The 23,211-nt window shown below is 70.7% G+C and carries 23 protein-coding genes and 2 pseudogenes; 11 read left to right on the top strand and 14 right to left on the bottom strand.

The genetic code is table 11. The features are described 5' to 3' along the window. The first annotated feature begins 98 nt into the window (after positions 1-98). Complete coding sequence (locus tag AB0O19_RS28490) at positions 99-773, top strand: response regulator transcription factor (RefSeq protein WP_363623554.1); 675 nt, start codon at positions 99-101, stop codon at positions 771-773. Next, positions 766-2,235: a HAMP domain-containing sensor histidine kinase gene (locus AB0O19_RS28485; protein WP_363623552.1), complete on the top strand. Its 1,470-nt coding sequence runs from the start codon at positions 766-768 to the stop codon at positions 2,233-2,235. Before AB0O19_RS28490 ends, AB0O19_RS28485 begins: the two co-directional genes overlap by 8 nt. Before the next feature lie 99 nt (positions 2,236-2,334). On the opposite strand, the gene AB0O19_RS28480 is transcribed toward AB0O19_RS28485, so the two are convergent. Together AB0O19_RS28480 and bla are read right to left on the bottom strand one after the other, a co-directional pair. Continuing rightward, positions 2,335-3,396, bottom strand: a complete 1,062-nt coding sequence (locus tag AB0O19_RS28480; protein WP_363623550.1) for an MBL fold metallo-hydrolase — start codon at positions 3,394-3,396, stop codon at positions 2,335-2,337. Between the two features lie 95 nt (positions 3,397-3,491). Further along, the gene (gene bla, locus AB0O19_RS28475; RefSeq protein ID WP_363623548.1) at positions 3,492-4,427 is read right to left on the bottom strand and encodes a class A beta-lactamase; all 936 of its coding nucleotides are present in this window, start codon (positions 4,425-4,427) and stop codon (positions 3,492-3,494) included. A gap of 115 nt (positions 4,428-4,542) precedes the next feature. Between bla and AB0O19_RS28470 the strand changes: the two genes are divergently transcribed. Both AB0O19_RS28470 and AB0O19_RS28465 read left to right on the top strand, forming a co-directional pair. Beyond that, positions 4,543-5,490 carry a LysR substrate-binding domain-containing protein gene (locus tag AB0O19_RS28470; RefSeq protein ID WP_363367787.1) on the top strand — a complete coding sequence of 316 codons (948 nt, stop codon included), beginning with the start codon at positions 4,543-4,545 and terminating at the stop codon, positions 5,488-5,490. A 71-nt stretch (positions 5,491-5,561) separates the two neighbouring features. After that, complete coding sequence (locus AB0O19_RS28465; RefSeq protein WP_363623578.1) at positions 5,562-6,449, top strand: serine hydrolase; 888 nt, start codon at positions 5,562-5,564, stop codon at positions 6,447-6,449. 49 nt (positions 6,450-6,498) lie between these two features. On the opposite strand, the gene AB0O19_RS28460 is transcribed toward AB0O19_RS28465, so the two are convergent. Then, positions 6,499-6,711, bottom strand: coding sequence for a hypothetical protein (locus AB0O19_RS28460; RefSeq protein WP_363623580.1), 213 nt, complete (start codon positions 6,709-6,711; stop codon positions 6,499-6,501). Here AB0O19_RS28460 and AB0O19_RS28455 point away from each other — a divergent pair. Continuing rightward, positions 6,689-6,859 (top strand): annotated as a pseudogene (locus tag AB0O19_RS28455) (pirin family protein); the annotation flags it as partial. The gene AB0O19_RS28460 and the pseudogene AB0O19_RS28455 sit on opposite strands and share 23 nt — an antisense overlap. Positions 6,860-7,367: 508 nt before the next feature. On the opposite strand, the gene AB0O19_RS28450 reads toward AB0O19_RS28455, so the two are convergent. The 3 genes and pseudogenes from AB0O19_RS28450 to AB0O19_RS28440 all read right to left on the bottom strand — a co-directional run bounded on the left by AB0O19_RS28450 (position 7,368) and on the right by AB0O19_RS28440 (position 8,650). Further along, positions 7,368-7,601: a hypothetical protein gene (locus tag AB0O19_RS28450; RefSeq protein ID WP_363623546.1), complete on the bottom strand. Its 234-nt coding sequence runs from the start codon at positions 7,599-7,601 to the stop codon at positions 7,368-7,370. Positions 7,602-7,830: 229 nt separating this feature from the next. After that, a pseudogene (locus tag AB0O19_RS28445) lies at positions 7,831-8,286 on the bottom strand (SDR family NAD(P)-dependent oxidoreductase); the annotation flags it as partial. Between the two features lie 40 nt (positions 8,287-8,326). After that, the gene (locus AB0O19_RS28440) at positions 8,327-8,650 is read right to left on the bottom strand and encodes a carboxymuconolactone decarboxylase family protein (protein ID WP_363623544.1); all 324 of its coding nucleotides are present in this window, start codon (positions 8,648-8,650) and stop codon (positions 8,327-8,329) included. Positions 8,651-8,871: 221 nt separating this feature from the next. Here AB0O19_RS28440 and AB0O19_RS28435 point away from each other — a divergent pair, with 221 nt between their 5' ends. Then, positions 8,872-9,768 (top strand): helix-turn-helix transcriptional regulator, encoded by an 897-nt coding sequence (locus AB0O19_RS28435; RefSeq protein WP_363623542.1) that lies wholly within the window; start codon positions 8,872-8,874, stop codon positions 9,766-9,768. Between the two features lie 446 nt (positions 9,769-10,214). Here AB0O19_RS28435 and AB0O19_RS28430 read toward each other — a convergent pair whose 3' ends face one another. Further along, complete coding sequence (locus tag AB0O19_RS28430) at positions 10,215-11,630, bottom strand: NF041680 family putative transposase (protein WP_363623540.1); 1,416 nt, start codon at positions 11,628-11,630, stop codon at positions 10,215-10,217. A 465-nt stretch (positions 11,631-12,095) separates the two neighbouring features. Then, on the bottom strand, positions 12,096-12,440 hold the full coding sequence (locus tag AB0O19_RS28425; RefSeq protein ID WP_363623538.1) for a hypothetical protein: 345 nt from the start codon (positions 12,438-12,440) through the stop codon (positions 12,096-12,098). A gap of 405 nt (positions 12,441-12,845) precedes the next feature. Here AB0O19_RS28425 and AB0O19_RS28420 point away from each other — a divergent pair, with 405 nt between their 5' ends. After that, positions 12,846-13,037, top strand: coding sequence for a helix-turn-helix domain-containing protein (locus tag AB0O19_RS28420; RefSeq protein WP_363623536.1), 192 nt, complete (start codon positions 12,846-12,848; stop codon positions 13,035-13,037). A gap of 61 nt (positions 13,038-13,098) precedes the next feature. On the opposite strand, the gene AB0O19_RS28415 is transcribed toward AB0O19_RS28420, so the two are convergent. Continuing rightward, complete coding sequence (locus AB0O19_RS28415) at positions 13,099-13,569, bottom strand: tyrosine-type recombinase/integrase (protein ID WP_363623534.1); 471 nt, start codon at positions 13,567-13,569, stop codon at positions 13,099-13,101. Between the two features lie 344 nt (positions 13,570-13,913). Between AB0O19_RS28415 and AB0O19_RS28410 the strand changes: the two genes are divergently transcribed. Continuing rightward, complete coding sequence (locus AB0O19_RS28410; RefSeq protein WP_331743564.1) at positions 13,914-14,270, top strand: beta/gamma crystallin domain-containing protein; 357 nt, start codon at positions 13,914-13,916, stop codon at positions 14,268-14,270. Between the two features lie 166 nt (positions 14,271-14,436). Here the strand turns inward: AB0O19_RS28410 and AB0O19_RS28405 are convergent, their stop codons facing one another. From AB0O19_RS28405 to AB0O19_RS28390, 4 genes are all read right to left on the bottom strand, one after another. Next, the gene (locus tag AB0O19_RS28405) at positions 14,437-14,994 is read right to left on the bottom strand and encodes a hypothetical protein (protein WP_363623531.1); all 558 of its coding nucleotides are present in this window, start codon (positions 14,992-14,994) and stop codon (positions 14,437-14,439) included. A gap of 425 nt (positions 14,995-15,419) precedes the next feature. Next, a complete protein-coding gene (locus AB0O19_RS28400; RefSeq protein WP_363623529.1) occupies positions 15,420-16,346 on the bottom strand; it encodes a CAP domain-containing protein in 927 nt (308 codons plus the stop codon). Positions 16,347-16,699: 353 nt separating this feature from the next. Beyond that, positions 16,700-17,824, bottom strand: coding sequence for a hypothetical protein (locus AB0O19_RS28395; protein ID WP_363623527.1), 1,125 nt, complete (start codon positions 17,822-17,824; stop codon positions 16,700-16,702). Positions 17,825-18,158: 334 nt separating this feature from the next. Next, positions 18,159-19,280 carry a basic secretory protein-like protein gene (locus AB0O19_RS28390; protein WP_363623525.1) on the bottom strand — a complete coding sequence of 374 codons (1,122 nt, stop codon included), beginning with the start codon at positions 19,278-19,280 and terminating at the stop codon, positions 18,159-18,161. A 947-nt stretch (positions 19,281-20,227) separates the two neighbouring features. On the opposite strand from AB0O19_RS28390, the gene AB0O19_RS28385 reads away from it, so the two are divergent. From AB0O19_RS28385 to AB0O19_RS28375, 3 genes are all read left to right on the top strand, one after another. Beyond that, positions 20,228-20,752, top strand: a complete 525-nt coding sequence (locus AB0O19_RS28385) for a MepB family protein (RefSeq protein WP_363623523.1) — start codon at positions 20,228-20,230, stop codon at positions 20,750-20,752. Positions 20,753-20,898: 146 nt separating this feature from the next. Further along, a complete protein-coding gene (locus AB0O19_RS28380) occupies positions 20,899-21,720 on the top strand; it encodes a lipase family protein (protein ID WP_363623521.1) in 822 nt (273 codons plus the stop codon). 217 nt (positions 21,721-21,937) lie between these two features. Next, positions 21,938-22,219, top strand: coding sequence for a hypothetical protein (locus AB0O19_RS28375; protein ID WP_363581293.1), 282 nt, complete (start codon positions 21,938-21,940; stop codon positions 22,217-22,219). A gap of 257 nt (positions 22,220-22,476) precedes the next feature. Here the strand turns inward: AB0O19_RS28375 and AB0O19_RS28370 are convergent, their stop codons facing one another. After that, positions 22,477-22,698, bottom strand: a complete 222-nt coding sequence (locus tag AB0O19_RS28370) for a hypothetical protein (protein WP_363623519.1) — start codon at positions 22,696-22,698, stop codon at positions 22,477-22,479. Positions 22,699-23,211 lie beyond the last annotated feature (513 nt).

The following is a 23,211-nucleotide window of genomic DNA, read 5'->3' as shown; positions in this document are numbered from 1 at the left end:
CGACCCCCGAAGCGTCCGACCCGCCCTCTGAAGATCCGCTGAAAGAGCCTGAAAGCACCTTCAGGAACCGTGACACCCCCCGTGACATGCTGAGACGCATGCGCGTACTGGTGGTGGAGGACGAGACCCGGATGGCCGATGCCCTCCGGGACGGGTTGGAAGCGGAGGGCTACACCGTGGACGTCGTCCACGACGGCCGCTCCGGCCTCTGGTACGCGCGCACCGGCGACTACCGGGCGATCGTGCTGGACGTCATGCTCCCCGGCCTCAACGGCTACCGGGTCTGCGCCCAGCTGCGCCAGGAAGGCGTCACCACTCCCATCCTGATGCTCACCGCCAAGGACGGCGAGTACGACGAGATCGAGGCCCTGGACACCGGCGCCGACGACTACCTCGCCAAGCCCTTCTCCTACCCGGTCCTGGTCGCCCGGCTACGCGCCCTGGTCCGCCGCGGCGGCGCCGAACGCCCGCCCGAGCTGACCGTCGGCGACCTGGTCCTCGACCCCGCCGACCGCTCCTGCCGCCGCGCGGGCACCCCGGTCGCGCTCACGCCCCGCGAGTACGCCGTCCTGGAGTGCCTGGCCGAACGCCCCGGCGAGGTCGTCGCCAAGACCACCATCCTCGACCAGGTCTGGGAGAGCGGCTACGAGGGCGACCCGAACATCGTCGAGGTGTACGTCAGCGCGCTGCGCCGCAAGATCGACGTCCCGTTCGACCGGAACTGCATCGTCACCGTGCGCGGTACCGGCTACCGGCTGGACTCCCGTGGCTAGGCCGCCGCGGCTGCTGCGCTCACTGCGCTCGCTGCGGGCCCGTTCCGCGGCGGCGGCCGGCCTGGCCGCTGCCGCCGCCTTCACCGCGGGCGCGTTCTGGCTCAGCCACAGCCTCTACGACTCCCAGTCGGACGACGCGAAGGCCGCCGCGCAGGCCCGCCTCGACGTGGCGGTCGCGGACATGCGCACCGGCCACGTCCCGGCGAGCGGGCTGCTCGGCGGCGACCGCGCCTACGCCCTCGTCCTGGACTCCGGCCGGCTCCTGGAGGTCAGCCCCGACCTCGAACCCTTCCGTGCCCAGGTCGCCGCCCAGCTCACGCCGCTGCCCGAAGGCGAGCAGGTCTCCCGCACCCTCACGCTCGGCGCCCCGGCCGCCGGCACCGCGAGCCGTCTGGCCCACCACACCCTCCCCCTGTACGGACAGAGCGCCGGCGGCATCGACGGCTACTCCCTGCGGTCCGGCTTCGGCGAACCCGACCGGGGCGAGCGCACCGTCACCGCCTACCTGCTCGTACCGCCCTGGGACGCCGAACGCGTCCAGGAATCCGTCCAACGGCTGCTGCTGGTCGCCGGGCCCTTCGCCGTCCTGCTGGTGGCCGCCATCGCCTGGGCGGTCACCGCCCAGGCGATGCGCCGGGTCGAGGCGATCCGCGCCCAGATGGCCTCCATCACCGCCCAGCACCTCGACCGGCGCGTCCCCGTCCCGCCCACCGCCGACGAGATCGCCCACCTCGCCACCACCACCAACCAGACCCTCGAGAAGCTCGACCACGCCGTCACCGCCCAGCGCCGCTTCGTCGCCGACGCCTCCCACGAACTGCGCAGCCCCCTCGCCGGACTGCGCACCTCCCTGGAGGTCGCCCTCACCCACCCCGACCGCACCGACTGGCCCACCGTCGTCCGCGCCGCACGCGCCGACACCGTCCGCCTCCAGCACCTCGCCGACGACCTGCTCCTGCTCGCCCGCCCACCCGTCGCCGCCGCACCGGCCCACCACACCCGGGTCGAACTCACCGACCTCGCCCGCGACGTCGCCGCCGAACTCCCGCAGGGCACCAGCCGGATCACCGTCCACGCCGACCGCCCGCTGGAAGTCCCCGGCAACGCCGCCCAACTCCACCGCCTGCTCCGCAACCTGCTGGAGAACGCGCTGCGCCACGCCGCCGACCGCGTCACCGTCACCCTCACCGAGGACCACGGCCCCGACGGCCAGTGGGCCGTCCTCGAAGTCCTGGACGACGGCCCCGGCATCCCCGCCCCCGACCGCGAGCGCGTCTTCGCCCCCTTCACCCGCCTCGACGAGGCCCGCACCCGCGACACCGGCGGCGCCGGACTCGGCCTCGCCATCGCCCGCGACCTGGCAACCCGCCACCACGGCACCCTCACCCTCGCCGACTCCCCCACCGGCGCCCGCTTCCTCCTCCGACTCCCCCTGCCACCACACCCCGCCCGCACTCCGTGAGCCCCGCCCGGACCAGCCGCTCACCGGCGATCCCCCCGGCTCCACGCCAGGAAGGTCGAACTCACCGGTACTGCCCCTGGCCGGGCATGATCCGGACGGTCAGCAGCAGGTGTGCGGTGCCGCGACGGCCCGGGCCGTCGGCGCCTCGGCGTCGGCGATCCGGCCGCGCAGCATCGCGTCCATGACCGCCATGTACCGCTGCGTCCGGGGGCCGCCGAGGAGGAAGGGGTTCGCGGCGCCGGGCGGCTGGCGGCGCAGTTGTTCGGCGCGTTCGAGGCCGTGGTCGTTCGGGTGGTTGGAGAGCTCGACCTCCACGTTCGCCCGGCGCATGACGGCCCGGAAGGCGTGGGCGGACGCGAGGAAGGTGCGCAGCTCCTCCGCCGTCGAGGGCGGGTTGAGGCCGCCCCACAGCATCGCGCTGTGGTGCCGGCGGCCGGCCCGGACGGGGATGACCGGGGAGACGGTGCCGGGGGTGTGGCCCGGGGTGTGGTGCAGCTCGATCGTCGTGCCGCCGAGCGTGAGCTGCTCGCCGTCCGCGATGTCGAGGTCCCGGGCGGGGGCGTCGGCCGGGCGGGTGCGGGCGAGGAGGTCCCAGTCGGCCGGGGACATGTGCACGCGGGCGCCGTAGCGGTCGGCGAGGGTCTGCGCGCCACCGAAGTGGTCCGAGTGGCCGTGGGTGAGGACGACGTGCTTGATCGCCGCCGGATCGGCTCCGACCGCGCGCAGCCCGGGGACGATGACGGCGTCGGCGTCGGCCGGGGAGGTGAGTGCGTCGATCAGCACGATGCCGTCGTCCGTCAGCACCGCCATCGCGGAGACCCAGCCCGCGCTCAGGAGCACGAGGTTGTCGAACAGCTTGACGGGCGCCGGCGCGGGCAGTTGGGGAAGGTCGGAGCCGGGGGTCAGCGCCGTCACCAGGGCGCGCAGCACGGGGTCGTCGCCGGCGAGGCGGCGGGCGCGGTCGTAGTGCGGGCGGGAGGCGGACGGCGTACCCGCGGAGGTGGAGGCCGGGGCCGACGCGGCGGCCGGGGCCGACGCGGCGGCCGGGGCCGAGGCGGCGATCGGCACGGCTCCGGCGGCGATGCCCAGGGCGGCGAGCTGGGCGAAGCGGCGTCTGGTGAAGTCGGCGTCCGTGGCGGTCCGGCGGGTGGGGTGGATCACGGCGGTCGGGGCTCCTGGTGGTCGGGGCTCTTGGCGGTCGGGGGTATTGGCGGTCGGGGCTCTTGGCTGTCGGAGCTCTTGGCGGTCGGGGGTGTTCAGCCGAGGGCGCCGACGACGGTCTTCGTCGCCTGGGCGATCAGCGCGTCGTCGGAGGTGGCGTCGGCCTTGCCGCGGTCGGACATGACGACGATCACGACCGGGCTCCGGCCGCCGGGGGGCCATGCGACGGCGACGTCGTTGCGGGTGCCGTAGCCGCCGTTACCGGTCTTGTCGCCGACCTTCCAGTCGGTGGGCACGCCCGCGCGGACGTAGGGGGCGCCGGTGGTGTTGCCGATGAGCCAGTCGGTCAGCAGTCGGCGCCGGTCCTCCGCGAGGACGTCGCCGAGGGCGTAGCGGCGCAGGTCGGCGGCGAAGACGCGGGGGGCACTGGTGTCGCGGGTGTCGCCCGGGGTCGCCTCGTTGAGCGTCGGCTCGGTGCGGTCGACGCTGGTGGTCGGGTCCCCGAGGTCGCGCAGCGACTGCTGGACGGCCGCCGGGCCGCCGAGCTCGGCCATGACGAGGTTGGCGGCGGTGTTGTCGCTGTACTGGATCGCGGCGGCGGCCAGATCACGCACCTTCATGCCGGTGGCGACGTGCTGCGAGGTGATCGGCGCCCACGCCAACACGTCCTCCTGGCGGTACGCGACCACCTTCTCCAGTTCCTCGTCGGAGGCCTTGCGCAGCAGGGCGCCGGCGGCGAGCGACTTGATCGTGGACGCGAACGCGAACCGCTCGTCGGCCCGGTAGGCGATCTCCCGGCCACTGCCGGTGTCCACCGCGTACACGCCGAGGCGGGCGCCGAACTGCTGCTCAAGTCCCTTGAAGGAAGCGCTCGTCGTATCCGTCGAAGGCGTCGCGCTGGATGCCGGGGCGGATGTGCCGGCAGCTGCATGGCTACTGAGTCCCGCAGAGCCGCACCCGCTCAGCAGAGTGGCCGCGAGCAGGGCCACGGCGGGCAGCGCGGTACGGGGGCGGCGAAGGGCAGGCGTCATCGGTGGTCTCCCAGGTGGTTCGTGTCGTCACCCTCAGCTAAACAGGCCGCCTGGCCATCAGTCCAAGACCACTATGGTGAAGAGATCGATATGAGAATGCCTATGATTGCTGGCCATGGACCTGTTGGGGCACCTACGCCACTTCCGCGCTGTCGCCGAGGACCGGCACTTCGGCCGCGCCGCCGAGCGCCTGCGGATCGCCCAGCCCTCGCTCTCCCAGCGGATCAAACGCCTGGAGCGCGAGCTCGGCGTGACCCTGTTCGACCGCGGCCCGCGCGGAGTCGAGCTCACCCCGGCGGGCCTGCTGCTGCTCGCGGAGGCGAAGGAGGTGCTGGAGAGCACCGCCCGCCTCCTCGCCACCGCCGCCGACCTGCGCACCGGCCGGGCGGGCACCCTGCGCGCGGCCGTGCCGCCCGAGCTGGGGCCGGCCGTCCTGGCCGCGCTGCTCACCGGCTTCGAGAGCGCCTCCCCCGGCACCCGGCTCGAACTGCGGGAACTGCCGGTCGCGGTCATGGCGCGCGAACTCGCCCAGCACACGGTCGACGTCGCCGTCGTCCGCCACCCGTGCCCGGCCGCCGGGCTGGCGTTCGGGCCGGTCCTGCACCAGCCGCTCGGCGTCCTGCTCGCCGCCGGGAGCCCGGACGCCGACCGCCCGGAGCTGGCAGTGGCCGAACTGACCGGCCGGCGCCTGGTGTTCTTCCCCCGCGCCACCGCCCCCGCGCTGTACGACGAGATGCTCACCACCCTGACCCGGCACGGCTGCACTCCCGAGGCCGTCGTCGACCCGCCCGGCCCGGACGTCGCGGGCGCACTCGTGCTCACCGGCAGCGCCGTCGCCCTGGTGCCACGCACCGCGCCGCCACCGGGTACAGTCTGGCGTCCGCTGACCGGCACCCCGCTGGCCTGGCGCACCTCCACGGCCTGGCCGACCGGGAGCGGCGGCCCCGCCGTCCGGCTGTTCGCCGAGGCCGCCCACGAGGCGCTGACCGAACACGGCGGCCTCCTGCCCCAGCCGCCCAACCCCCCGCTCTTCCCCCGGCCCGCAATGGAGTTCCCGCTGTGACCAGCGACCGCGCCCACGGCAACCGCGCATCCGGCTACCGCCCCGCCGGCACCCGCACCGCACGCGCCCGCATCGCCGCCGCCTTCGCCGACGCCGGCGTCAGCGGCCGGCTGCACGCCCGCGACCTCGACACCGGCACCGAGATCGCCCTCGACGCCGACACCCCGGTCAGCACCGCCAGCGTTCACAAGCTCTGCCTCCTGGTCACGCTCTTCCGCGAGGCCGCCGCCGGACGGATCGACCTGACCCGCCAGGTGGACGTCCCCGCCGCCGGCCGAACCTCCGGGGGCACCGGCCTGGCCGCCATGCTCGACGCCGCCCGGCTCTCCCTGCGCGACCTCGCCTACCTGACCGTCGCCGTCAGCGACAACGCCGCCGCGGACGTCCTCTGGGACGAGATCGGCCTCGACACCGTCAACCGCACCATGGCCGACCTCGGCCTGACCCGCACCGTCGCCGTCCACAAGCTCCGCGACCTCATCGCCGCCCTCGCCGAGGACACCGGCCGCGACTCCCCGGTCGACCCCGCCGTCGTCGCCCGCCTCAGAGTCCTCGACCCGGCCTTCACCAACCGCAGCACCGCCCGCGACATGACCACCCTGCTCGCCGCCCTCTGGCACGGCGACGCCTGCCCCGGCGAACACGGCGCCGCCCTCCGCCGCCTGCTCGGCCTCCAGGTCTGGCCGCACCGCCTCGCCTCCGGCTTCCCCTACGACGACGTCCGCGTCCACGGAAAGACCGGCACCCTCCCGACGCTGCGCCACGAGGTCGGCGTCGTCGAATACCCCGACGGCGGCCGCTACGCCCTCGCCGTCTTCACCCGCGCCGCCGCCACCACCATCACCCTCCCCGCCGCCGACGCCGCCATCGGCACCACCGCCCGCCTCGCCGTCGACGCCCTGCGCGCGATGGCGGCCGGGAGGGGCGACGGCCCGTCAGCAGATCAACAGGTCCGGTGACCTGCGAGCTCACGCAACGAGCTCGGCTCGCGGTTCAACTCCCGGCGCCCTATCGAACGCTGTAGTTCAGGATGATGGTGGGGTCGTCGGCAGTGGTGTACTCCGGGGTGCCGTCGCCGGCGATGGTCCGGTAGGCGCCGGTGCCGCCGACGATCGCCGCCGGGAACTGCTTTCCAGGGTTGGGGACGGTGCGTTCGCGCATGGTGCTCACGTGCACTTCCCCGCCGGCCAGGCGCAGGATCGCCTTGTCGTGGAACTTCATCGGCCGATCCGGTGAGGAGATCGTACAGGCACGAAACGACTGGGAGAAGGGCTCACGGTTCGGCGAAGCGCTCTGCTACGACGGCGCCCGGCTGCCCGCTCCAGAGCTGCCCAACGTCCCGCTGAAATCGCGCGGTCGGGCGCGCTGACCTGAGGCGATTCCCCTCGCTGTGGTCTGCGGAGCCTTCCTGGCGGTGGACGCGTCCGGAGTGACCCGGGCTCCTCGCGAGCTGAGGCCGGCCGCTCGGCGGGGTGGCCCGACGGACCGGCATTCAGGGCTTGGCGAATCTCAGGTGTGACTGCCTGTGGCAGGGCCTGGTCGGATCGATGCTGACTTTTTGCTGACCTTTCTGACGGTGCGTCGGATCTTTCGTGCCGCGAAGCTTGAGGGCCGCGCAGGACGAGGGGAGGTTCCGGCCTCGGCGGCGACGGAGTGGACCGCGGTGTGGTAGAGGACGTACCAGTCGTCGGCGCGCTGGGTGCGGATCTGCGGTGGACGCCGGGTCGGCGGTCGACGAGCGGCGCCCAGTTGTCGTGGGTGAGGTCGCCGAAGGCGACGCGGGAGGCCTGGCCCGCGGCGGGCAGGTCGTCCCAGCCGAGGTCGTGCGGGTACGGCAGGGAGGCCGGGCTCACAGGGCGGCTCCGATCGCGACGCCGTCAGGGGCTGATGGTCCATCGGCCGACGCGCGTCGGTTCGGGTTGAAGCGTGATTCCGGTCGCGGATGCCACCCGGGCGGCGAGGCCGGCGAGCACGAGCGCGGTCACGGCCCGGATGTCCTCGCCCTCCACGTCAGCGTCGACGAGCCGGGTCGGCCCGTCGACGGTGATCACCGGGCCCTTAGCATTGACGACGGCGCCGACTGGGGAGCCTCGGCGGCCGGTGCGGGCCATGACACTCATGATCGGGAAGAACTCACTCGTTCGAGGGGTTTGACGCTGGATGCATCCGGTGGAGCCCGAGTGGCCGAGACACTTCACTGGGGCTGAAGGGGCAACCCCAACTGCCTGACGCCCCTTCGGTTCCTCCGGTGGGTCCATCCGGATCGCGTGCGAGTGAAGGGGCGGGGAGCGCCATGGAGACCGCGCTGTTCGGACGAGAGCTGTACGACGGTGGCGACGATCTCGCGGCGGCGTAGGCGACGCAGAACTCCAGGCCGGTCAGGCCCGCGAGGGAGGAGATCGTGATGACGTGCCCGTCGCGCTGGGCGCGCATGACCGGCAGCACCGCGCGGGTGACGTTCATCGGTCCGAACAGGTTCGTCTCGACCTGTTGGCGCATCTGCGCGTCGGAGATCTCCTCGAAGTAGCCCGCGTAGAAGTTGGCGGCGTTGTTGACCAGCACGTCGATCCGGCCGAAGCGTTCGACGGCGGCCCGGACGGCTCGCTGCGCGGCAGTCGGGTCGGTGATGTCCAGGGCGGTGGCCAGCAGGTTGTCCTGCTCGCCGCCGAGTGCCTCCAGGACACGCTCGGGGCGGCGGCCGGTGGCCACGACCTGGTGGTCGGCCGCGAGGGCCTGGCGGGCGATGTCCGCGCCCAGACCGCGACCGGCACCGGTGATCAGGAAGACCTTGCTCATGAGGGGATGCTCCGTTCGGATGACGACGGGAAGAGGGGATTCAGCCGCTGCTGCGCTCGTCGGCGATCTTCTTCAGCTGGTTGACGGCGGTCATGCCGTTGGGCCAGCCCGCGTAGAAGGCCAGGTGGGTGATTGCCTCGGACAGCTCCTCCACGCTCAGGCCGTTGTCCAAGGCCACGCCCAAGTGGTAGCCGAGCTGCTCGGAGCGGTAGAGCGCCGCCAGCACGCTCACGGTGACCAGGCTGCGGTCGCGCGGCGACAGCTCGGGGCGCTCCCAGACGTCGGCGAACAGGACCTCGTTGGTGACCTCGACCAGCTTGGGCGCGATCTGGGCGAGCTCCTGGGGGGCGGACTGCTTCGGCATGGAACTTCCTCTTAGATCAAAACTAGATAAATGGGGGCGGGTCGGTCTGCTGTAGAGCCGGTCCTCCGGGCGGCTTCCGTGCCGCGCAACGGATCGGTGCTGCACGCCGCAACTGCTGTCGATATCCACGAAACCGCAGATCAAAGAGGTGAGGGAGGGTCTGGGGTGACAGGCACTGACAGGACCCCCCACCTGCGTGATTCCCCGCCTAGCCTGGAAGCGTGAGCACCGAGAGCGACATCCGCGAGTTCCTGGCCACCCGCCGCGCCAAGATCACCCCGCAGCAGGCCGGCCTGCCCGCCTACGGGGGCAACCGACGCGTGCCCGGCCTGCGCCGCGAGGAAGTCGCCCTGCTCGCCGGCGTCAGCATCGACTACTACGTCCGCCTGGAACGCGGCCACCTCGCCGGAGCCTCCGAGGAAGTCCTCGACGCCATCGCCGGAGCCCTCCAGCTCGACGACGCCGAACGCGCCCACCTGTACGACCTGGCCCGCGCCGTCGCCCACCGGCCCCCACGCCGCACCAAGCGCAGCCGCGGGCCGATCCCCGACAGCGTCCTACGCGTCCTGCACTCGATGACCGACTCCCCGGCCTTCATCCGCAACGGCCGCCTCGACATCCTCGCCACCAACCGCCTGGGCCGCGCCCTGTACTCCCCCCTCTACGCCGGCTCCACCAAGGAACCGGTCAACATTGCCCGCTTCCAGTTCCTGGACCCGCACGGCCACGATTTCTTCCCCCACTGGGAGGAATCCCTGGACACCACCGTCTCGCTCCTGCGCACCGAGGCCGGACGCACCCCGCACGACAGTGACCTCACCGGACTCATCGGCGAACTCGTCACCCGCAGCGAGGAGTTCCGTACAGCCTGGGCCAAGCACAACGTGCGCCTGCACCACACCGGCCGTAAGTCCTTCCGCCATCCCGCCGTCGGCGACATCACCCTCGACTTCGACGCCATGGAACTGCCCGCACAACCCGGCCTGACCCTGACCGCCTACAGCGCTGCACCCGGAAGCCCCGACCACGACACCCTCAGCCTCCTCGCCAGCTGGGAAGCGACCGAAGACGCCCGAGCCACCGAGCACAGCGATCGGCCCACCCACCCGCAAGCCTGATTTTCCGCGCTGTCATCCGCAAGATCGACGGAGGAATAGGGCGTGTAAGCGATCTCGTGTAAGTGCCTTGTGGTTATCCCTGGTGGGGCGCTCGGCCTTGGGACCATTTTGGGACCACACCTGATGATCGCCTACGGGCGCCCGTGGCCAGAAACGGACAATTCTGCACGAAGTGAACACTGAGCAATCGTCAGCCCTCTCCCCCCTCGATTCTGTCGAAAAGGATCAACTCGCTTGTGTCCCATGGTAGTTGAGTGAGAAAAAAGCCGAATCCCTGAGGCCTCGGCTGCCGACAATAATTGAACCCCTTGATTGGGGGTCAAGAGGTTGCTTTCGCGGAATCGGCCGGGCGATGAGTGCCGGGAAGGCGGCTTCAGAGAGTAAGCTTGTCATTTTACCTCCATTGATCATCTTCTCCGGCGTTCGGGTTCTCGCCTGTCTGTTCGCTATTGGTTGCTGACCAGGGCGAGTCCGACGTCATAGATGGGGGCTCGACGGCGGTTGGGCCGGCCGGGTGGGCGCCCGGCACCGGGGCGGGAAGGTCTCGCAACGGCAGCTGGGCAGGGCAGGCGCGTGTGGATGTTGCGGAACCCGCGTCGGACCCGAGCGGGGCTGAGGCGTTCGACGGGCTGCGGTCTCTCCCAGGGCCGCCGGAGGTCGGCGGACAGTGGCCTGGCGAGGCGGAGTTGGGTGTGGACGGCCAGGACCAGGGCGGTCCAGCGGTCGGCCGCTGAGGGCTCGCGCAGCTTCGGGCGGGTCCAGCCGAGGTCCTGCTTCAGGAAGCGGAAGGTGTGTTCCAGGTCGAAGCGCCGTAGGAACGCGTGCCAAGCGATGTCGGTGTCGTCGGCGGAGGGTGTGGGGTGGGAGTACCACAGCCAGACCGGTTTCGGGGTGCCGCCGGAGGGCAGGTGGTCGACGTCGAGGCGGATCAGGGTGCCTTCGACGATGGGGAGTTGGCCTTGGTGGTCGCTCCAGGCGGAGCGTCGCCAGATGCGTGGATGCAGGCGGTGCCAGGCCCGGATGCGGGCGGTGCCGTAACGGCGGGTGGTGTGCTCGGTGTCGCTGTCGGGATCGCGCCAGGTCGTAGGATCGGCCAGAGCGAACCGGACTCCGTGACTGCGGGGTTGGCCGCCCTTGGGACCCACCCGGTAGTCGTCGGGCACGGGGTTGAAGAAGACCCTGTCGGAGCGCATCCGCACCACGATCTGGACGGGCAGGTCCCGCAGGAGGTGGGCCAGGCGCGGGCCGTCGTAGCCGGCGTCCGCCACGACCAGCACCGGCGGGTCGCCGATCTTCCAGTGCCCGGCGTTGAAGATGCCGCGCAGGACCTCACGCAGTTGGGCGGCGGTGACGGCCGCCGTGTCCGCGCCGGGTTCCAGACGTGTGGCGTCCAGCAGGGCCGTCCACGAGGTCGAGCCCGACTCCAAGGCGGCGACGAAGGAGTAGGGCCAGCCGGGCACCATCTCGTGCGTGTTCTCGCGCCGGCCGTAGGTGTGGCAGAAGGAACGGCCGTCGCTGGTATTGGCGTCCGGCCGCAGCCAGGCGGACACGTCGACGGCGAGCACGATCCGCCCGCCCGGGCCACGCGGCACGCTTCGGGCCGCGATCGCGCACCGCAGGCGGTCAGCGTCAAGGTCTCCCCGGTTCAAGGCGGCGTACAGGGAGGCATGCGAGCGCCGGTGCTCGGGCGCCAGGGCCAGCTCGACCAGGGCGCGGACCGGACCGTCGGCGCACAGCAAGGCGTCGGCCAACTCGAACAGTGCGTCCGCGCGGCGGGGCATCGCGGCGTACAAGTCCATTCGAAAGGAGGACAGTTCCGCGATTGCCTGCTGGCGAAAGGCTTCAGGGACCACAATCGACACCGACGACCTCCGACTCTGTTGTGCGACTCGACATCACACAGCGTGAGACGGAGGTCGTCGCCTTGTCCGGCAGATCCCCATGTGGGTGACCAGCTCGAACAACCTCGAGTCGATCACCGAAGGTAAAACGACAAGGTAAGTGGCTGTTGTCCTTCCTGGCTTGAGGGCTTCGTTTTTGCTGGTCAGGCATAGGGTTGGCGGTCCTGCGGAAGTGGTGACGTGTCGGGTCGTCGCTTCGGTGGAGGTCGGGGATGCCGTCTGTCGTGGGGCTGTACGAGTGCGACAACAGGGCCTCCTGGAGGGCTCGTTGGTTTGGACACCATTCGAGCTACCAAGAGGCCCTGCTCTCATGCACGGTTGTCGCCACACTCACCCGATCGAGACTCCCGTCCGGCCCGCGCTACCCCTTCGATAAGAATTGGCGTGTGGTGGACCGTGCTGCGAGCACACGCGGTCAGGCGCCGCCTACTGGTTGAAGACGACGGAGCGGAACTTCACATTTTCGCCGCCGCATCCGCCGCCCGACTTCAGGGCGAAGGACTCGCCCTCGCAGTCGACGTCGGTGTACACCGTCGCGATCGAGTTGGTCCGGTTGCGGGGGGAGTGTGCGGGCGTCGTGTCCGGTTTGGCGACCTGTTCCAGGGTGATGCAATAACGCGCCCTCGGGTCGCGCAGGTAGCCTTCGAGGGTCTTGTCGTCGCGGTCGTACGTGAACACGAACTGGCCGGTCGCGGCGTGAGCCGAGGTCGGCAGGCTGACGGCGGGCGTGAGCGCGCCCAGGACAACGGCGAGGGAAGTACGAAAACGCATGGAGGCGTCCTTGGAGTTGGGAGTGGGGATTCCGGCAAGGTGCCCTGTTCGACGAGCCCTCAGAGCCCGTACGCTGCTCTGTCGCTCGTTTGGGTCACGCCGAACCGGCCACGTGGCGGGCGCCCATACTTTCGACTCCTCACAGACCCACCAGGCCAGGCAGTCGCTCCCAATCACTGAATTGTGGGTTTCGCCCTCCCGGTCGAACCCGCATGTCATGGGTTTGCAGGGACGAAGGATCACCTGTTCGAGCCGCTACAACTGAACTCATGTACGCCGAAATCGGAACAGCAACGGCTTCCAAGGATGGCCGAGTCAGCGTTTAGCAGATGATCTCGGCTCGGCCAAACTGCTATTCGGGTGTGAACCTCTCCGGTGATTGGTAACCGTTGCAGAGGAGGTCCCATGGCTCGACAGTTCATGAGCGTAAGGGAGACTGCGGAGTATCTGAAAATGTCGGTCCCGTGGGTGTATCGGGAGGCTCCCCGCGTGGGTCTCGCGCCGTACAGGTTCGGGAGCGGGAAGAACGCGAAGCTGCAGTTCAAGGTGTCCGACATTCATGCGTGGGTGAAGCAGCAGCGCATGTCGGCCGCTTGACGCCGCTGCCGCCGGGACGCAGGGTGGGCCTGCCCGACTGCGGCAGGCCCACCCCGTTTGGTCAGGCAGCGAGTCCGAGGTCGAGGACCTGGGCAGCGCGGCCGATGGAGCCGGGCATGAGGTGGCGGTAGACCTTGAAGGTGACGTCGATGCTCTTGTGGCCCATCCACTCGGCGACGTCGGTGATCGGGATGCTGTGGGTGAGGCAGTTCGAGGCGAAGAAGTGGCGGTGGCCGTACATCGTCATGTCATCGGGGATGTGAACCAGCCCGGCCTGCTTCATCCGCTGCCACTGGTTCTGGATGTAGTAGTACGGGAACGGCTTGCGGACGTCCCGGGGGTGACGGAGGGGGTAGCCGTCCACGGTTCCGTACTTGTCCGCGTACCACTCGATCGTCTGCTTCACTCGGGCGGGCAGCGGGACGTCGCGGTACTCACCCTCTTTGCGGTGCTTGAGGGGCGAGTAGTCCTTGGTGGTCTGGTTGACCTGCCCGGTGACGCGGTACCGGCAACACCCGGCAACACCCGACACGTCATGCGCGAACTCGCCAGCCCCACCCCCCTCTCCCAGCCAGGTGCCCCCAACACCTGTCGCGCGCGGTCGGCGGTCGGACCATCACCCCACGTCAGAGCAGCCGGTAGGCGATCTCGGTCGACGGCCCATCCGCCCGGCCCCGGAACCACTCGCGACACACCAGAACCACACACCCCACGCCTCGCCGAAAGTCCGGATGGAAATGACCGAGAACACGTAAGGTCGAGGTTCGTTCGATTGACCCTCACAAAGGCGGTCTGGATACTGATCGAGCACGACGCAACCGAAACTCGTTGCGAAGCGGACTCCGATTCGACATTTTATCCGACTGAGGAGAATCCATGATCTCGAAAGCGAAGAAGGTCGTGAGCTCGATGGCGATGGCCTTCGCCGCGGCGGCCACGCTCACCGTGGCCGTGCCGTCCGGCAACGCCTTCGCCATCGACCACGTCCAGTGCGACGGGAGCCGCAATGACTTCCTGAAGATCTGGTCGCACCTCGACGGCCGTGACAGCGTCGACTGCTACGCGAACGGGGGGACGATCGGCTTCGGCGGGTGGTGGATCGACCGGATCTCCACGGGGAACAACGACCTGGTCTACTCCGACGCCAACGGCGACTCGGTGAGGGTCAACCGCTGGACCGACATCACATACCCGAACCGCCCGCCGAAGGTCAACTCCATCCAAATCCTCTGACGAACCGGCGGAGCGGGACCCGAACGGAAATTCGCCCGGCCGCATCACCGCAAGTCCCCGCAGTGCTTTGATCGCCGTCGAATTTTCTGTGACGTGAATTCGCTCAATTCCGGTCCACCGGCGCCGGCCATGCCCTCCACGGGCTGGCCGGCGCCGGCATGTGGTGTCACGGCTGCCCGCCGAGCCCCAACTTCCTGACCCCGAAGGGGGAGAAGACCATGTGCGCGGCCCAACCGCGGTGAATCAGCGCGATCTGCGAGGGCATCGGCATCACCGGGTACAGCTCCCTGCCCCGCGACCAGTTCGCGAGCAGGCCCTCCGTGGTGTCGACCGCCGAAACCAGCATCGTCACCTGGAGGTCCCCGTCACCCCAGGTGTTCCACAGGGCCCATCCTTCGGGCCTGGCCTCGACCCCGAGGCGCGAGCACACCTCCTCGTAGCTCTCCCCCATGCTCTCCGGCATCGCCCCGGGCCGCAGGATCGCCACCCCGGCCAGCTTCACCTCGGACCGGTCCGCCTCCTCGCCGAGGCAGCCGTCCCCCGGGAAGTGGTAGTGCCGGATCTCCCGGGCCAGCGCGTTCACCGCCCGTTGCAGGCGCGTCGCGTCTTCCGCCTCGGGGCCGTACGACAGCCACCCCTCCGCCGACGCGACGCCCGTCACCGCACGGGCAAGCCGCTCGATCTCCCTCAAGTACTCCAGCTCAGAAAGCTCAGGTCGCGTCACGCCGCCCAGTCTCACAGCACTCCCCGTCCGGGTCATCCCGGTTTCCGGCCTCCGCCTCTCGGAGGTCTGCGAGGGCAGCAACAGAGGTCGGAAACCGGGTGCGGCAGCGCGGCCCCGCCTGGCTTCACCGAGGCGTCGGCGGCACCCGCGCCGGCGACGATGCCTGCGGAGGCGGTGCGGGCGAAGGCTGTCCGACCCGTCGGATCGACCTGTTGGCAACGACCCCCGGCAGAGCCGACCACCGTTCCGATCCACTGGAGCGCTCTGTCGCGATGCCGCGGTCCGCGCGCGGTCTGGTCGCACACCTCGGTGTGCCGGCCGGCCTCCCGGAAGTGCCGTCGCTGGCGGAGGCTCCGACCGGGGCCGCTCCGCCGGGTGGAGCGGCCCCGGTCGGAACGGTCGCGGCGGAGCGGTCGCGGCGGGGGTCAGCGGGTGCTGAAGTCCGCGTTCCAGGAGGCGTTGCCGGTGCGGGCCAGGCCGACCTCGTTGTAGTCGCCGAGCATGATCCCCAGGTGAAGGGGCGACCTGATCCAGCCGTCGACGGCGGCGTCGATGTCGGTGGGGCCGTAGAAGGCGATCTCGCCGAATCCCCTCCCGGTGTAGCCGAGGTTGCGCGCGATGCCGTTCGAGTCGCAGAAGTGGCCGGAGACGCGGCGCTGGTCCATCTGGTCGGCGTTGCACTTGGCGGCCTGGGAGAGCGTCTGGTTGAGGCGCACCGCCGGCTTGCCGTTCTGGGCGCGCACGGTGTTGAGCCGGTCGAGGAAGCGCTGCTCGACGGAGGTACCCGGGCCCGGGCCCGGGCCGGTGCCCGACCCGATCAGGTCGAACCGCTGGGACATGCTGCCGTCGCAGTTCTCGACGGTGACCTCCCGGTCGAGGCCGTGGTAGGTCAGACAGCGGTTGTCGCGGGCGTTGTGGAGGTAGGTTCCGCCGCCGGCGACGGGCTCCAGGGTCCACTGCTGGTTGGCGCCCGCCCACCAGTGGATGAACTGGGTGGACCGGCCGTCGTTGGTGTCCATCTCCAGCACGCGCTCGGTGCCGTTGACGTTGCGGGCGAAGTCGACCCGGTCGCCGGGCTTGTTGGAGATCCAGAACGAGGTGGAGGCGTTCTGGTAGTTGCGGGCGACGATCCGGGAACCCTCGCCGTCGGAGCTGGCCAGCGAGTTGTGGTTCTGGTGGTCCTGGATCGTGATCATCTGCTCGACCACGGCGGCGTTCGCCGGCGCGGCGAGCAGCGTGATGCTGCTCGCGGATATCGCGGAGACGGCGAGCGCCAGGCCTGCCAGCCGGGTGCGGCGGCGGGTGCCGGTGCTCGGGCGGGGGCGGAGGGTCCGGGCGGACGGGTGGGACACGGGGATCTCCTGTTGTCGGTGGACCGCGTGCGGATGCGACTGCGGAACGCGGTCAGGACACCAGGACTGGATTGACGATCGATCAGCAGCGTGTTGACGAACAGGGTGTGCGTCGTCCATGGAGGCGGCGCGGAGCTCGGGTGGACCCTGCCCGCGTGAAGGCGCCAGGGTGAACGCGGGCGGGCGAACATGCCTGGGTGGACACGCCGCCGCGCCCCGGCACGAGCGGTTCCGGGGCGCGGTACGCAGCGGAGGAGAACGGGCCGATCCGGTCCCGCCCCGCCCACACGTGTGTCAGCCGGAGCGTGCTGCCGTGCGCGGCCTCGGCGGGGAGCCGAGGCCGCGCGCCGGGTTCAGTTGGCCAGGCTGAAGTCGCCGCCGAGGGGTGCGGCGATCTTGTCGACGCCGGTCAGCGCGGTGAGCGAGGTGACGGGGGTGCTGCTGTCGGTGGTGGTGCCGTTGCCGAGTTGGCCGGAGCCGTTGTTGCCCCAGGAGCGGACGGTGTTGTCGCCGAGCAGGGCGATGGTGTGTTCACGGCCGCCGGCGATCAGTTGGATGCCGGTGAGGCCGGGGATCTGGACGGGGGTGATCCGGTAGTCGGTGGTGCCGTCGCCGATCTGGCCGGAGGTGTTCCGGCCCCAGGCCTTGAGCTTGTTGTCGCTGTCGGTGACGGCCAGGCTGTGGTGGGCTCCGGCCGCGATCCCGGAGACCCCTCCGAGCCAGCTGCCCTGGGTGTCGACCGGGGTGAAGCGGCTGATGGTGGTGTTGTCGCCGAGCTGGCCGGTGGCGTTGTAGCCCCACGCCTTCACCGCGTTGCCGCTGGTGGGCTTGGTGGAACTGCTCGGCGGGCCGACCAGGGCCAGGTTGTGGTCGGCGCCGGCGGCGATCCGGGTCACACCGGTCAGGTTGTTCACCGGCGACGGTACGTTGCGGCTCGCCGAAGTGCCGTCGCCGAGCTGGCCGTTGATGTTGTAGCCCCAGGCCCACACGGTGCCGTCCTCGCGCAGCGCCAGGCTGTGGTTGAGTCCGGCGGCGATCGCGATCACCTTGTTGAGTCCCTCGACCCGGACCGGGACGCTGCTGTCGGCGTTGGTGCCGTTGCCGAGCTGGCCGTAGTTGTTGCGCCCCCAGGCGACCACGGTCCGGTCGGCGAGCAGTGCCAGGCTGTGCATTCCGCCCGCGGCGACGTCGGTGGCATCGGAAAGGTTGACGACCTGGCCGGGCGCGTTGTGGCTGAACACCGAGCCGTCGCCGAGTTGCCCGGACCCGTTGGCGCCCCACGTCTGCACCGTGCGGTCGGTCAGCAGGGCCAGCCCGAAACCTGCGGTGGGGCCGCTTCCCCCGGCGGCGATCTTCACCACCTCGGCGCTCGTCAGCCCCAGCACGGTGGTGGCCGTCGTACGGATGTCCGTCCAGGTGCCGTCGCCGAGCTGACCCGCGCGGTTGTTGCCCCAGGACTTGAGTCGCTTCTCCTGCACTTCATCTCCTCATCGGGTGTGCTGTCACTCGGGAACGCGGCCGCGCCGGGCGCGGCCGCCGAGGCCGCCACGAGGACGCGGCGATGTCGCCTCCCGACAGACCGCTCCTGCCCGGCACTCTCCGCAAGCTCTCGAACGCATCATCGGTGACGAGCGATCAGAACTCGGGGCTCAATCTCGATCTTCACTCGAAAAGGTGACCTTCCGGTGTTTCCAGGCGCGCCGGGCCGTCTCGCACCGCACACACCCGCCCCTTGGCGGCGCTCCTGGCATCGACCCGACGGCCCGGCACCTCGTGGGTGCCGGGCCGTCGGGTGGGGTGTGGGGGCGCGGGTTACTTGGGCATCTCGTTCCAGAGCTGCTGGGCGCTCTTGCCGGTGAGCTGGACCCAGATCTGCTCGTTGTAGTTCGTGGTGTTCAGCAGGTGTGCCAGGTCGGGCTTGTGGTAGGCCTTCGAGACGTAGTCGATGAACCGGGCGGTGGCCTGGTAGCCGCTGTCGTAGTTGGAGTCCGGGCCGAAGTGCTGGGCGCCGGTGCCCGGCTGGAAGTTGTAGTCGCGCACCCAGTCCGCCAGGCCCTCGCCCAGCCACCACTTGCCGGAGAACGGGCTGTCCCAGACCGCGACGTGCACGGCCTCGTGCACCAGGAAGCCGGTGTCACCCTGGTTGCCGCGGGTGTAGCCGATGTTGACGTGGACCTCCTTGACGCCGCTGCTGGGGTTCACCGTGGTGAACGCGGGGTAGTCGGTCAGCTTCGGGTCAAAGATGATCTTGAAGTAGCCGGGGGCGGCGAAGGCTCCCTTGGTGATCAGGTTGGAGATCGTCGGGTAGTAGTCCGCGACGGTCCTCTTCTGCTGCTCCAGCCACGGCCCGAGGTCCGGGGCCTGCGAGTAGTCGAGGTCGATGGTCGGGCGGCCGGCGGTCGGCGGGGTGGTGGCGCCGTTGCGGTCGAGGTTCCAGGACTGCGCCGGGTCCCCCGCGTTGCAGGCGGCCACCTTGGCGTTCAGGTCCGCGCCACGGGCCAGGCAGAGGTTGCTGTCCGAGACGCTGTGCAGCAGCCAGGCCCGGCCGTTGCCCATCGAGGTGTTCTCCAGCCACCACCTCTGGTTGTCCGCGCCGACGTAGTTCCAGGCTCCGACGGTGTTCTTGCCCCGGTCCCGGTCGACGGCGTTGTTGGTGCCGGGCACCTTGACCGACCAGGTGCCGTTGCCCTCGTCCCTGACCGTCCAGACCTGCTGGGCGGAGGACTCGTTCCAGTCGCGGACCACCACGTTGGAGGCGTTGTTGCGGCTGTCCCACTGGAGGGCGCCGCCCGCGTAGCTGGAGATGCGGTAGTCGGCGCCGCTGGACGGGAGCGACTCGGCCGCACTGGCGGTCCCGGCACCGAAGGCCATCCCGGACACGACGGTCGCGGCGGACAGGACGACGGCGGCGGCGGCCGTACGACGGGTGATCATCTCGGGGCTCTCCTCTCGGGCGGTTCCCCCCTGGAACCGGCCTGCGGTCATGCCACCGGGCCCCGGTAGACGCGGCGTCAACGCTCCCGTCAACGGGTGCGTTGACAGGGCGTCGACCCGGTGGTGTTCACCCGAAGGTCCAGGCCTTCCGCCAGGAGGTGGCTCCTCACTCGCGGATGCCCGCGCTTTCGACCGCCCGCCGGCGGGTCGCCCGCCGCCGGTGTCGCCCGACAGCGACAGCGGCGCTGTCACGCGGTGACATGCCGCGCACTGACCGTCGGATCCGTGCCAGGCCCGGCCGACGCGAGCCCCCGAGGGGCAACGCGACTCGCCGGAAGTCGGGTGCCTTTCGTCCTCGGACTCTGGCACGCTCGGCGTGGCGAGGTCGAGTCGAGTGGTCGACCCATCACCGATGTTCCGTACGAGGAGGCATAGTTGACGCTGAGGAAGAAAGGGTCACGCCTGATCACCATCGACGAGGTGGTGTACCGGTGGCGGGTACACGGTGGTGTCCGCTGCTGCATCGCGTGCGCATGGGGCCGGTCCGGTTTCGCGGTCCAGCGGGTCGACCAGATGGGCCCGGTGCTTCTGGCAGCCACGTCAGCGTTCCCCGTCGTGCCGTCCATCGTCGAGACGGGAGTGCGCACCGCGCTCGATCAAGGATGGCAATCTACCGGGGCAGGGCCCGCTTTCCGCCTGCGGGAGCTGGTTTGGAGCGGAGGCGAAAGCCGCGGTCTGCGGCATCGGATCGGCCACCGGCAGGTCGACACGGCTCCGCGTAGAACGACGCGCTCGACCACCCGACCAGGAGCGGCGCGGCCGGGAACGGCTGCCGACCGGACGGCGACGGCGCCTGCTTCCACCCGCCTGTCCGTGATCGGGTCCGATGGCAGGAGCCCCTGGTAGAGCGCCTCAAGGGGTGGCAGCCTCGATGGCAGAATGACGGAATGGTGACGAATCAGCCGTGGGCAGGGCTTCATGCTGACCTGCTGGCGGCGAAGGCCTTGGTGTACGACCCGAGCGGTTTGGCCTGTTCGCCCCCGGTGGCCGAACCGGAGAGCACCGAATACGCGGCTTGCCGGTTCACGATCGACGGCCGCTCGGTCCGGTTCCGCGCGGCCAGAACCACCCCGACGAAGGCGGGCCAGTTCGTCACCGTGTGGTTGCGATCCGAAGAGGGACCGATCCGGCCCTTCGACACCGACGACGGGGTGGACCTCTTCGTCATCAGCTGCCGCGACGACAACGGCTTCGGGCAGTTCGTCTTCCCGTCCGAGGTTCTGTGCGAGCGCGACATCGTCTCCCGCAACGGCTCCGGCGGGAAACGAGCGTTCCGCGTCTACCCGCCATGGGTGACCACGACCAACCGGCAAGCGCGCAGCACGCAGGCCTGGCAGGTGAACCACTTCCTCCACATCGGCCGGAACGGGCCTGCCGACCTGGCGTACGCCCGCGCCCTCCACCACCCGTAGCCGCCCCCGTGCGCCGGCTCGGCCGTCGGGGTGACATCCGGGCGCGGCCCACCCGGAGCGGCGGTCCGCGCTCTGGTACGACGGGGCTGATGTCCGTGCCGGCGGTGCGTCCCCCGTCCGCCGGCCGTCCCGGAGGAGAGATCGCCGTGCCCGTGCCCACCACCTTCGACCACCAGGCGAAGAACTACAGCGTCCCGCACGCCTACTGGCTGGCGAAGGCGTCCGAACTCGCCTACCAGGACGAGGCCACCATCGAACAGCAGGCCCGCGACTGGGGCTTCGACCGGGTGCGTCACCACCGGACCCGGTTCACTCCGCCCTTCCCGCTGGAGGACACCCAGGGCTACACCATGGCCAGCGACCACATGGTCGTCACGGCGTTCCGCGGCACCCAACCGGCCGAGATCCGCGACTGGCTCTCCGACTCCTCCACGCCGCCCTGGCCCGGCCCCGCCCGCACCGGCTACGTCCACTACGGCTTCGCCGAAGCGCTGGAGTCGGTCTTCCCGGACGTCCTGGACGCCCACGCCCAGCTGCGCACCAACGGCCAGACCGTGTGGTTCACCGGCCACAGCCTCGGCGGAGCCCTGGCGATGCTGGCCGGCGCCCGGTCGTACCTGGAGGACCCGCGCCTCCAGGCCGACGGCATCATCACGTTCGGGCAGCCCCGCACCTGTGACCGGCTGCTCGCCGCCGCCTGCAACGAGGGCTTCAAGGGGCGCCTGTACCGGTTCGTCAACAACAACGACATCGTGCCCCAGCTGCCGCCGGAGCCGGCCTACACCCACGTCGAGGCACTGAAGTACATCGACTCCTCGGGCCGGCTCCACGACTCCATGGGCCTGGTCGCCGGGCTCGCCGACCGCGCCAAGGGCCTGACCGCCGACGTATTCGCTCCGGCCACGGCCGGTGTGCGCGACCACGCGATGAAGCGCTACCTCGCGGCCCTGGAACAGAACCTCGCCTGACGGAGTCAGGCCCTGCGGGCGGGACGGGCGCCGGTGGGTCCACGGCCGGCAGGCCGGGCCCGGCGAGCGGAGCCGGGCCGAGGGCCGAGTGCACCGATGGTACGAACAGCCTCCCCCCGGTAGCGATGCGCACACGGCCGTGTGTGGATGGTGACGGGCCGCCACACCACGGCCGTCCGATCCACCCTCACCATTCGCACCTCGAAGGGTTCCACCCATGCGTACCGCGCACCGCATCCTGGCCGTCTCCGTCCTCAGCCTCCCGCTCGTCATCGGCGCGGCGACCACCGCCTCCGCCGCCGAGACCGACAACATCCCCACAGTCAACTTCGACAGCGGCGCGTTCGCCGTCGGCCCGAACGGCAGCGCCCTTCAGGTCACCGACGCGCAGTTCGGCCCCTGTGGCTCCTCCTTCCTCACCGGCGCCGTCGTGGTCGGCCCTGGCGGCGTCGCGGGCAGCGCCACCGAGACCGGCATCAGCACCGGCGGGCAGGGCTGACCCCACCCGCACCCGCGCCACGGCTGCCCCGGGAGCACCCCGCCCCGGGGCAGCCGCCCGTCCGAAACCGGACGGGGCCAGGACAAACGCCCTACCCGGCCCGCGGGAGGACACCCGCCCCCTGCCGGACGGCACCGCCAACGCCACGATCACCGTCGTCAGCGGCGCCGCCGTCCTCACCGAAGCCACCGGGGGACCGGGCGCCGGAGGGCACGGCAGCCGGCGCGCGCAGTGTCCGTCCGGCATCTGGTGCGTGGTCACCGGACGGCCCAGGCCGAGCAGGCGGGCTGGTGCCAGGTCGTCCGGACCACCTGGCCGCCGGGCAGCCTGTGCTCGCTGTTCCAGGTCCGGCAGCACCCGGCGGCAGGTCGACGCGGCCCGGACGGCACCGCGGGACCGACGGCCTGGCGGACGGGCACGGGCGCGAAGGCCGGCTTGCCAGGGCGGCCCCGGCGGCGCCTGGTGGAGGAAGTCGTCATGCCCGCCGTTCTGCCACCCCCGGCCCCCCTCCAACCTCGCCTCACCCGAACGGATGAGCAGCCCGGGCCGGCTGCGAGACGCTGACGCGGCAGCAGGAAGCGGTGAGGGGCAGGCCTGGGCGGGGGCGTCGAGCAGGGGGCCTGCCGGGGGGGGCTTGCCGCCGGTGCGGCCCGTCTACAGGTCCCGCACGGGGATCAGGATCATCTGGGGCTGCTGGTCGGCCTCGGCCACTGGCGGGGCATCGGACCTGTCGTGGGTTCACAGCTGGTACCGCAGCGAGATATACGCGCCAGGGCCATCCGTTCATCGTTTGTCTACCACCCACTGTCAACGTGCCCCGGTACAGCTGTGAAGTTTCAAGGAGTTTCTCAATGGCACACCCGGGTACGGCCGCCTCACCGACCGAACGGCGAATACCGTGGCGACCACAATGGGCGTACACGGCGGTCGTACCGCTGTTCGCCCTGCTGGCGGGGCTCATCGGCGCGTTCCCGATACCCGCGCACGCGGTG

Origin of the sequence: Kitasatospora sp. NPDC091276 (assembly GCF_040684355.1) — a bacterium.
Taxonomy (GTDB): Bacteria; Actinomycetota; Actinomycetes; order Streptomycetales; family Streptomycetaceae; genus Kitasatospora.
This window is presented reverse-complemented; position numbering and strand designations above follow the sequence as displayed.

Excerpts from the sequence above, each read along its gene's own strand:
- bla (WP_363623548.1), bottom strand. The coding sequence starts at position 4,427 with ATGACGCCTGCCCTTCGCCGCCCCCGTACCGCGCTGCCCGCCGTGGCC.
- AB0O19_RS28390 (WP_363623525.1), bottom strand. The coding sequence starts at position 19,280 with ATGATCACCCGTCGTACGGCCGCCGCCGCCGTCGTCCTGTCCGCCGCG.
- AB0O19_RS28425 (WP_363623538.1), bottom strand. The coding sequence starts at position 12,440 with ATGCGTTTTCGTACTTCCCTCGCCGTTGTCCTGGGCGCGCTCACGCCC.
- AB0O19_RS28410 (WP_331743564.1), top strand. The coding sequence starts at position 13,914 with ATGATCTCGAAAGCGAAGAAGGTCGTGAGCTCGATGGCGATGGCCTTC.
- AB0O19_RS28370 (WP_363623519.1), bottom strand. The coding sequence starts at position 22,698 with ATGACGACTTCCTCCACCAGGCGCCGCCGGGGCCGCCCTGGCAAGCCG.
- AB0O19_RS28460 (WP_363623580.1), bottom strand. The coding sequence starts at position 6,711 with ATGAAGTTCCACGACAAGGCGATCCTGCGCCTGGCCGGCGGGGAAGTG.
- AB0O19_RS28420 (WP_363623536.1), top strand. The coding sequence starts at position 12,846 with ATGGCTCGACAGTTCATGAGCGTAAGGGAGACTGCGGAGTATCTGAAA.
- AB0O19_RS28450 (WP_363623546.1), bottom strand. The coding sequence starts at position 7,601 with ATGGCCCGCACCGGCCGCCGAGGCTCCCCAGTCGGCGCCGTCGTCAAT.
- AB0O19_RS28470 (WP_363367787.1), top strand. The coding sequence starts at position 4,543 with ATGGACCTGTTGGGGCACCTACGCCACTTCCGCGCTGTCGCCGAGGAC.
- AB0O19_RS28490 (WP_363623554.1), top strand. The coding sequence starts at position 99 with ATGCGCGTACTGGTGGTGGAGGACGAGACCCGGATGGCCGATGCCCTC.
- AB0O19_RS28440 (WP_363623544.1), bottom strand. The coding sequence starts at position 8,650 with ATGCCGAAGCAGTCCGCCCCCCAGGAGCTCGCCCAGATCGCGCCCAAG.
- AB0O19_RS28375 (WP_363581293.1), top strand. The coding sequence starts at position 21,938 with ATGCGTACCGCGCACCGCATCCTGGCCGTCTCCGTCCTCAGCCTCCCG.
- AB0O19_RS28385 (WP_363623523.1), top strand. The coding sequence starts at position 20,228 with ATGGTGACGAATCAGCCGTGGGCAGGGCTTCATGCTGACCTGCTGGCG.